Annotated in this window: 6 protein-coding genes; 4 read left to right on the top strand and 2 right to left on the bottom strand. The window is 67.7% G+C overall.

Annotation, left to right across the window (positions count from 1 at the left end):
- Positions 1 to 154: 154 nt before the first annotated feature.
- Positions 155 to 661, bottom strand: coding sequence for a protein-tyrosine phosphatase family protein (locus G5C60_RS48810; RefSeq protein WP_165270445.1), 507 nt, complete (start codon positions 659 to 661; stop codon positions 155 to 157).
- Between the two features lie 91 nt (positions 662 to 752).
- Between G5C60_RS48810 and G5C60_RS48805 the strand changes: the two genes are divergently transcribed.
- Positions 753 to 1,556, top strand: a complete 804-nt coding sequence (locus G5C60_RS48805) for a nuclease-related domain-containing protein (RefSeq protein WP_165270443.1) — start codon at positions 753 to 755, stop codon at positions 1,554 to 1,556.
- 309 nt (positions 1,557 to 1,865) lie between these two features.
- Here G5C60_RS48805 and G5C60_RS48800 read toward each other — a convergent pair whose 3' ends face one another.
- Complete coding sequence (locus tag G5C60_RS48800) at positions 1,866 to 3,110, bottom strand: malic enzyme-like NAD(P)-binding protein (RefSeq protein ID WP_165270441.1); 1,245 nt, start codon at positions 3,108 to 3,110, stop codon at positions 1,866 to 1,868.
- A gap of 549 nt (positions 3,111 to 3,659) precedes the next feature.
- Between G5C60_RS48800 and G5C60_RS48795 the strand changes: the two genes are divergently transcribed.
- Genes G5C60_RS48795 through G5C60_RS48785 form a run of 3 tightly spaced genes read left to right on the top strand, consistent with a single transcriptional unit; the run spans position 3,660 to position 6,341 of the window.
- The gene (locus G5C60_RS48795; protein WP_165270439.1) at positions 3,660 to 4,610 is read left to right on the top strand and encodes an ABC transporter substrate-binding protein; all 951 of its coding nucleotides are present in this window, start codon (positions 3,660 to 3,662) and stop codon (positions 4,608 to 4,610) included.
- 33 nt (positions 4,611 to 4,643) lie between these two features.
- On the top strand, positions 4,644 to 5,573 hold the full coding sequence (locus G5C60_RS48790) for an ABC transporter permease subunit (protein ID WP_165270437.1): 930 nt from the start codon (positions 4,644 to 4,646) through the stop codon (positions 5,571 to 5,573).
- Between the two features lie 15 nt (positions 5,574 to 5,588).
- Positions 5,589 to 6,341 carry an amino acid ABC transporter ATP-binding protein gene (locus G5C60_RS48785; protein ID WP_165270447.1) on the top strand — a complete coding sequence of 251 codons (753 nt, stop codon included), beginning with the start codon at positions 5,589 to 5,591 and terminating at the stop codon, positions 6,339 to 6,341.
- The last annotated feature ends 168 nt before the right edge of the window (positions 6,342 to 6,509 follow it).

Raw genomic sequence — 6,509 nt, 5'->3', positions numbered from 1 at the left:
GGAGGCGTACAGCGGGGGTGGGCGGGTCCGCCTGCGCTGTCGTTCCGGGCGAGAGCATGTCAGGAACGTAGCAAAGCTATGCGGCTAATGTCCCGTTATGTAGACTTTTGGGGGAGTGGTGGTCACGCTGTGTGTCGGCGATCCGGTGGGCTCATCACTCGGCCAGCTCCTCCAGGAGCCGGGCCGTGTCGAGGCCGGTTCTCAGGTACTCCACGAAGAGGTCGTTGTGCAGCGCCCACGGGGAGCGGCGGGTGCGGATCAGGCCGATCGCGTCGTCGGCGGTGCGGCCCGCGCGGATCAGGGCGTGGGCGACGACCAGACCCGAGCGGTTGTAGCCGTGGTAGCAGCGGACCAGGATCCGGCGGCCCTGCTCCAGCCCCTCGGCTGCGGTCCGTGCGAGCCGCAGCACGCCTGCAAGCTGCGTACCGTCCAGGGGGCCGTCCGGGATCGGCCACACATGGTGCTCCACGTCCTCGTCCGGGCCGTGACCGGGTAGTCGGAGCAACGTCAGGACCAGGTCGAACTCATCGCGTACGACGGCGAACTCCAGATCGCCGGACCGGCCCGCGTACTCGTGCCCGCCCATCCACAGGCCGGGCACGATCTCGCTCCACGGGCTGTCCGGGGCCGGCACATCGGGTTGGTTACTGCGAGTTCGCAACGGCGCCTCCCGGCTCAACTCGTGACAAAGGTAACCGGCTTCTTGCCCCTGGAGTACCCCGCCTGTTCCCATGGTCGTGGGGTGATGGTGCATGAGCGGACTGCGCGTTGTACCGACCTGGCGGCACGGTCAGGAACGGCTGTACGTCTGTCACACGGACGGCAGGAACGTCGCCTGGTACGACAGGGAGGCGGGCCGGGTCAACCTGCTCAGCGACGATCGGCGGGAGGATGTGCTCGACGCGCTCGGGCCGTTTCTGACCGGGCCTGTGACCGTGGGGCCACCGCCGGTCCCGACCCCCGCGGAGCTCGCCCGGCTCACTCTGCACCCGGACGACGACCTCGCCCCCAACCAGCCCGGCGAGGCCCTTCAGATCGCGCTGGACCGTGATCCGTCGTCTCCGCATCGGCTGCGGCCCGATCCCCGGCGGCGGGCGCTTGCCGCGGAGCAGGCGGTGGGGGACGCTCTCGACGGGCTGGAGGGTGCGGGGTGGCACGCCCTGCACTCCCTTCCGCTGCCCGGTGGCGACCGGATTCACCACCTGGTGATCGGGCCCGGAGGCCTCTTCGCCGTCCACACCTTGTACGCCCGTAAGCAGCGGGTTCTCGTGGCTGATCCCATGGTCACGGTGGGGCGTCGTGAGCCGGGGCCGTTGCTGCGGCGTGTGCGTTCGGCTGCGGACCGGGCGTCCTACGCCCTGACGGCCGAGGTTCATCCGGTCCTGGCCCTCTTCGCCCCGGCGAACGTCTCGGTTGCGACGCCGCTTCGTGAGGTGCGCATCCTCCAGGACGCGGATCTCTCGTCGCTGGCGCGGACGGGGGGTGTGCTCAAGCCTGCGGACGTCGAGGCGCTCCATGCGATGGCTCGGGATCGGCATACGTGGTTGCGGGTCTGAGTTGGGTTCGTTGTCGGCTGCAGCGCCGTCGTGGCTGGTCGCGCAGTTCCCCGCGCCCCTAAAAGCAAAAGCCTGCGCCCCGACGAACCCCGCACTCACCCACCGGCGGGAGGGGGCGTGGGTCGGTGCGTCGTATGCCCGTCGCGTAGGTTCGTTCTCAGGTCACCCGCACCGTGTACCGACACCGGGCCGTATGCCCACCCTGCGACGGGCTGACGCACCGGCCCACGACCCCGCACCCACCACAAACCCAGGGGCGCGGGGAACTGCGCGACCAGCCACAGAACACCCGCACCCGACAACGAACCGTCAGCGCCTAGCGACACCCTCCGCCCGAGCAGCCGCCGCAACCGCCGCAGTAACCGCCGGAGCAACCCGCTCATCGAACGGCGACGGAATCACATAATCCGCGGCAAGGTCGTCCCCGACGACCGCAGCCAACGCATCGGCCGCAGCGATCTTCATCCCCTCAGTGATCCGAGAGGCCCGCACCTGAAGCGCCCCCGCGAAGATCCCGGGAAACGCCAGCACGTTGTTGATCTGGTTCGGGTAGTCGGACCGCCCGGTGGCCACGACAGCCGCGTACTTGTGGGCGACGTCGGGATGCACCTCGGGATTCGGGTTGGCCATGGCGAACACGAACGCCCCCTCGGCCATGGAAGCGACGGCCGGCTCGGGAACCGTACCGCCGGACACCCCGATGAACACGTCGGCCCCGGCCAGCGCGGCCTCCAACGACCCCGACAGCCCCGCCTTGTTGGTCAGCGCGGCAAGCTCCCGCTTGACCGGCGTCAGATCGTCCCGGTCCTCGGACACGACACCCTTGCGGTCGGCGACGGCGACGTCCCCGATCCCCGCCTCGAGCAGGAACTTGGCGATGGCAACGCCGGCCGCGCCCGCACCCGAGATCACCGCACGCAGATCCCCCAGCGACCGCCCCGTCAGCCGAGCCGCGTTCCGCAGCGCGGCCAGCGTGACGACAGCCGTCCCGTGCTGGTCGTCGTGGAAGACGGGAATGTCCAGCCGCTCCTGCAGCCGCCGCTCGATCTCGAAGCACCGAGGCGCCGAGATGTCCTCCAGATTGACCCCACCGAAGGACGGCGCGAGCCGCACCACGGTCTCGATGATCTCGTCGGTGTCCGTCGTGCCCAGAGCGATCGGCACCGCGTCGACGCCGCCGAACTGCTTGAACAGGATCGCCTTGCCCTCCATCACGGGGAGGGAGGCCTCGGGACCGATGTCACCGAGCCCGAGCACTGCCGTACCGTCCGTCACCACGGCCACCACGGACGATTTCCACGTGTAGTCGTGGACCAGGTCGGGCTGCTCGGCGATGGCGCTGCACACCTTCGCGACGCCGGGCGTGTACGCGAGGGACAGGTCGTCCTTGTCCCGGACGGGCACGGTGGCCCGCACGGCCATCTTCCCGCCTCGGTGCAAGGCGAACGCCGGGTCGATGGAATCGAGAGGCTCGACCCCGCCGTCCTGATCCGTCTGATCCGTACTGCTGTCGCTCTTGCTGTCGCTGCGAGGATTGACGATCTCCGCTGCCACTTTGTTTTACCCCTTAAGTCTTGAACGGTTGAGGGTGTCCACTCCTGGTGAGGGGTGGGCGGGCACCGCGTAAGCCCCTGACGACGGTCACGTACGGGTACGTACGGGCACATACGCGACGGGCGCGCCGCACACGCGCCCTGGAGCCCCGGATGAGGGGTGTAAAGAACCTTCTTACCGGACGGACGGCATCGCCGACGAGTCCATAACACGAAGGTCACATGCCGGTGACATGACTCATGCCCGAATGCACGGGCATATCATGACAAACCAGCAGGGCGCCGCAAGTGCGAAGAAGCGGCCGCTCGCATCGCGAGAAGCGCCGAAGATCTTCCGGCCGGAAGGAGAAAAATCCGTACAGGATCCGGCCCTGATGGAGCGGCCTTGCACGGTTCGGGGGTCACCCGTTATCCGATTTTGACATAGCGGGCACCCTGAGGGGATCGGTCCGAATGGCAAGATGCCGTCATCACACGAGGTCGCGACACCCAAAGGTGTGTGTTCTCGTCGACCCATCGGCATTCCACCCTTCCGCCGGAGGAACTCACCATGACCGCAAGCTCCACCCGTCGTACGACCGCCGCGCACTCCCGGACAGCCGCGGTCGGTGCGATCGCGGTCGCAGGCGCCCTGCTTCTCGCCGGCTGCGGTGACCAGACCAAGGACAAGGACGCGAGCACCTCGGAGACGAGCGCGGCCCCGCTGGCCGACCAGCTCCCCAAGGAGATACGCGACGCGGGCGTCATCAAGGTCGGCTCGGACATCGCGTACGCGCCCGTCGAGTTCAAGGACGACTCCGGCAAGACGGTCGGCATCGACCCCGACCTGGCGGACGCCATGGGCAAGCAGCTGGGCGTGAAGTTCGAGTTCGAGAACGGCACGTTCGACACGCTGCTCACCGGTCTGCGCTCCAAGCGCTACGACATCGCCATGTCGGCCATGACGGACACCAAGGACCGCCAGGAGGGCATCGACTCCGACACCGGCAAGAAGGTCGGCGAGGGCGTCGACTTCGTCGACTACTTCACCGCGGGTGTCTCGCTCTACACCCCGAAGGGCAAGACCCAGAACATCAAGACCTGGGACGACCTCTGCGGCAAGAAGATCGTCGTGCAGCGCGCCACCATCTCCGAGGACCTGGCCAAGGAGCAGGCCAAGAAGTGCGGCACCAACAAGCTGTCCATCGAGGCCTTCGACAACGACCAGCAGGCCCAGACCCGTCTGCGCTCGGGCGGCGCGGACGTCGGCTCGTCCGACTTCCCGGTCGCCGCGTACGCGGTGAAGACCTCGGGCGGCGGCAAGGACTTCGAGCTCGTCGGCGAGCAGGTCGAGGCCGCTCCGTACGGCATCGCGGTCGCCAAGCCCAACACCGAGCTGCGGGACGCTCTCAAGGCCGCCATGGACGCGATCATCAAGAACGGCGAGTACGACAAGGTCATCGCGAAGTGGGGCGTCCAGGCCGGTGCCGTCAAGGAAGCCATCGTCAACGGCGGCAAGTGACCGCAGACCGAGCGGCACTGAAAGGCAACACCCGTGACTGTTGACATCGACAAGACGGCAGGCCCGGAGGACACTCCCCCGGCCGGGCCGGAGGCCATCAAGGCCATCCCGGTCCGGCACTACGGGCGGTACGTCTCCGCCGTCATCGCGATCGCGATCCTGGTCTCGATCATCTGGGCCTTCGCCCAGGGCAAGATCAACTGGGGAGCGATCCCCGACTACTTCTTCGACGACCGCATCCTCAAGGGCGTCGGTCAGACGATGCTGCTGACCGTCCTTTCCATGGTGATCGGCATCGCGGGCGGCATCCTCCTCGCGGTGATGCGCCTGTCGAGGAATCCGGTGACCTCGTCGATCGCCTGGTTCTACATCTGGTTCTTCCGCGGCACCCCGGTCCTGGTCCAGCTCGTGGTCTGGTTCAACCTGGGCCTGGTCTTCGAGTACATCAACCTCGGTCCGATCTACAAGGACTACTGGTCCAGCTTCATGACGCCGCTGCTGACGGCGCTCCTGGGGCTCGGCCTGAACGAGGCCGCGTACATGGCGGAGATCTGCCGCGCCGGCCTCCTCTCGGTCGACGAGGGCCAGACCGAGGCCTCGCACGCCCTGGGCATGAGCCACGGCAAGACCCTGCGGCGGATCGTCATCCCGCAGGCGATGCGCGTGATCGTGCCCCCGACGGGCAACGAGGTCATCAACATGCTGAAGACGACCTCGCTGGTCTCGGTGGTCCAGTTCTACGAGCTCTTCCGCTACGCCCAGGACATCGGCCAGTCCTCCGGCGCCCCGGTGGAGATGTACTTCCTGGCCGCCGCCTGGTACCTGGTCCTGACCTCGGTGCTCAGCGTCGGGCAGTACTACATCGAGCGGTACTACGCGCGCGGGTCGAGCCGCACGCTTCCGGACACGCCGTTCCAGAAGATCAAGGCGAACATGCTGTCCCTCGCGAGCTGGAGGCGCTGACCCATGAGCACGGCAATGGTCAAAGCCGAAGGCGTCCACAAGTCCTTCGGCCCGCTGGAAGTCCTCAAGGGCATCGACCTGGAAGTGCAGTCCGGCGAGGTCTTCTGCCTCATCGGCCCGTCCGGCTCCGGCAAGAGCACGTTTCTCAGGTGCATCAACCATCTTGAGAAGATCAACGCCGGCCGGCTGTACGTCGACGGCGAGCTGGTCGGCTACCGCCAGAAGGGCGACAAGCTGTACGAGCTCAGGGACAGCGAGGTCGCCCTGAAGCGCCGGGACATCGGCATGGTCTTCCAGCGCTTCAACCTGTTCCCGCACATGACGGCGCTCGAGAACGTCACGGAGGCCCCGGTCCAGGTCAAGGGCACCGGCAAGGCCCAGGCGCGGGAGCGCGCGAGCCAGTTGCTCGACCGCGTCGGCCTCGCCGACAAGGCGGGCAGCTACCCCTCGCAGCTCTCCGGCGGCCAGCAGCAGCGCGTGGCGATCGCCCGCGCGCTGGCCATGGACCCGAAGCTGATGCTGTTCGACGAGCCGACCTCGGCCCTCGACCCGGAGCTGGTCGGCGACGTCCTCGACGTCATGCGCGATCTCGCCGAGTCCGGCATGACGATGATCGTCGTCACCCACGAGATGGGCTTCGCCCGCGAGGTCGGCGACAGCCTCGTCTTCATGGACGAGGGCGTGGTCGTCGAGTCGGGCCACCCCCGCGACGTACTCACGAATCCGCAGCACGAGCGGACGCAGTCGTTCCTGTCCAAGGTGCTTTAGCCCCCGGCGGTCGGGCGGAAGTGTGAAGGGGCGGTACGGAGTCTCCGTACCGCCCCTTCGCACACATGGATACAGCCCCCGCGCCCCTGACGGGGCGCGCACCATTCAGCCCGTCCGGCGTTTGAGGACGAGGCCGTTCAGGCCGATACGGGGGTCTGGGGGCGGAGC

This window comes from Streptomyces scabichelini (assembly GCF_011045015.1).
GTDB lineage: Bacteria > Actinomycetota > Actinomycetes > Streptomycetales > Streptomycetaceae > Streptomyces > Streptomyces scabichelini.
This window is presented reverse-complemented; position numbering and strand designations above follow the sequence as displayed.

Bases quoted from the DNA above. Each gene is read 5' to 3' on its own strand.
- G5C60_RS48805 (WP_165270443.1), top strand. From the start codon at position 753: ATGAGCGGACTGCGCGTTGTACCGACCTGGCGGCACGGTCAGGAACGG.
- G5C60_RS48795 (WP_165270439.1), top strand. From the start codon at position 3,660: ATGACCGCAAGCTCCACCCGTCGTACGACCGCCGCGCACTCCCGGACA.
- G5C60_RS48785 (WP_165270447.1), top strand. From the start codon at position 5,589: ATGGTCAAAGCCGAAGGCGTCCACAAGTCCTTCGGCCCGCTGGAAGTC.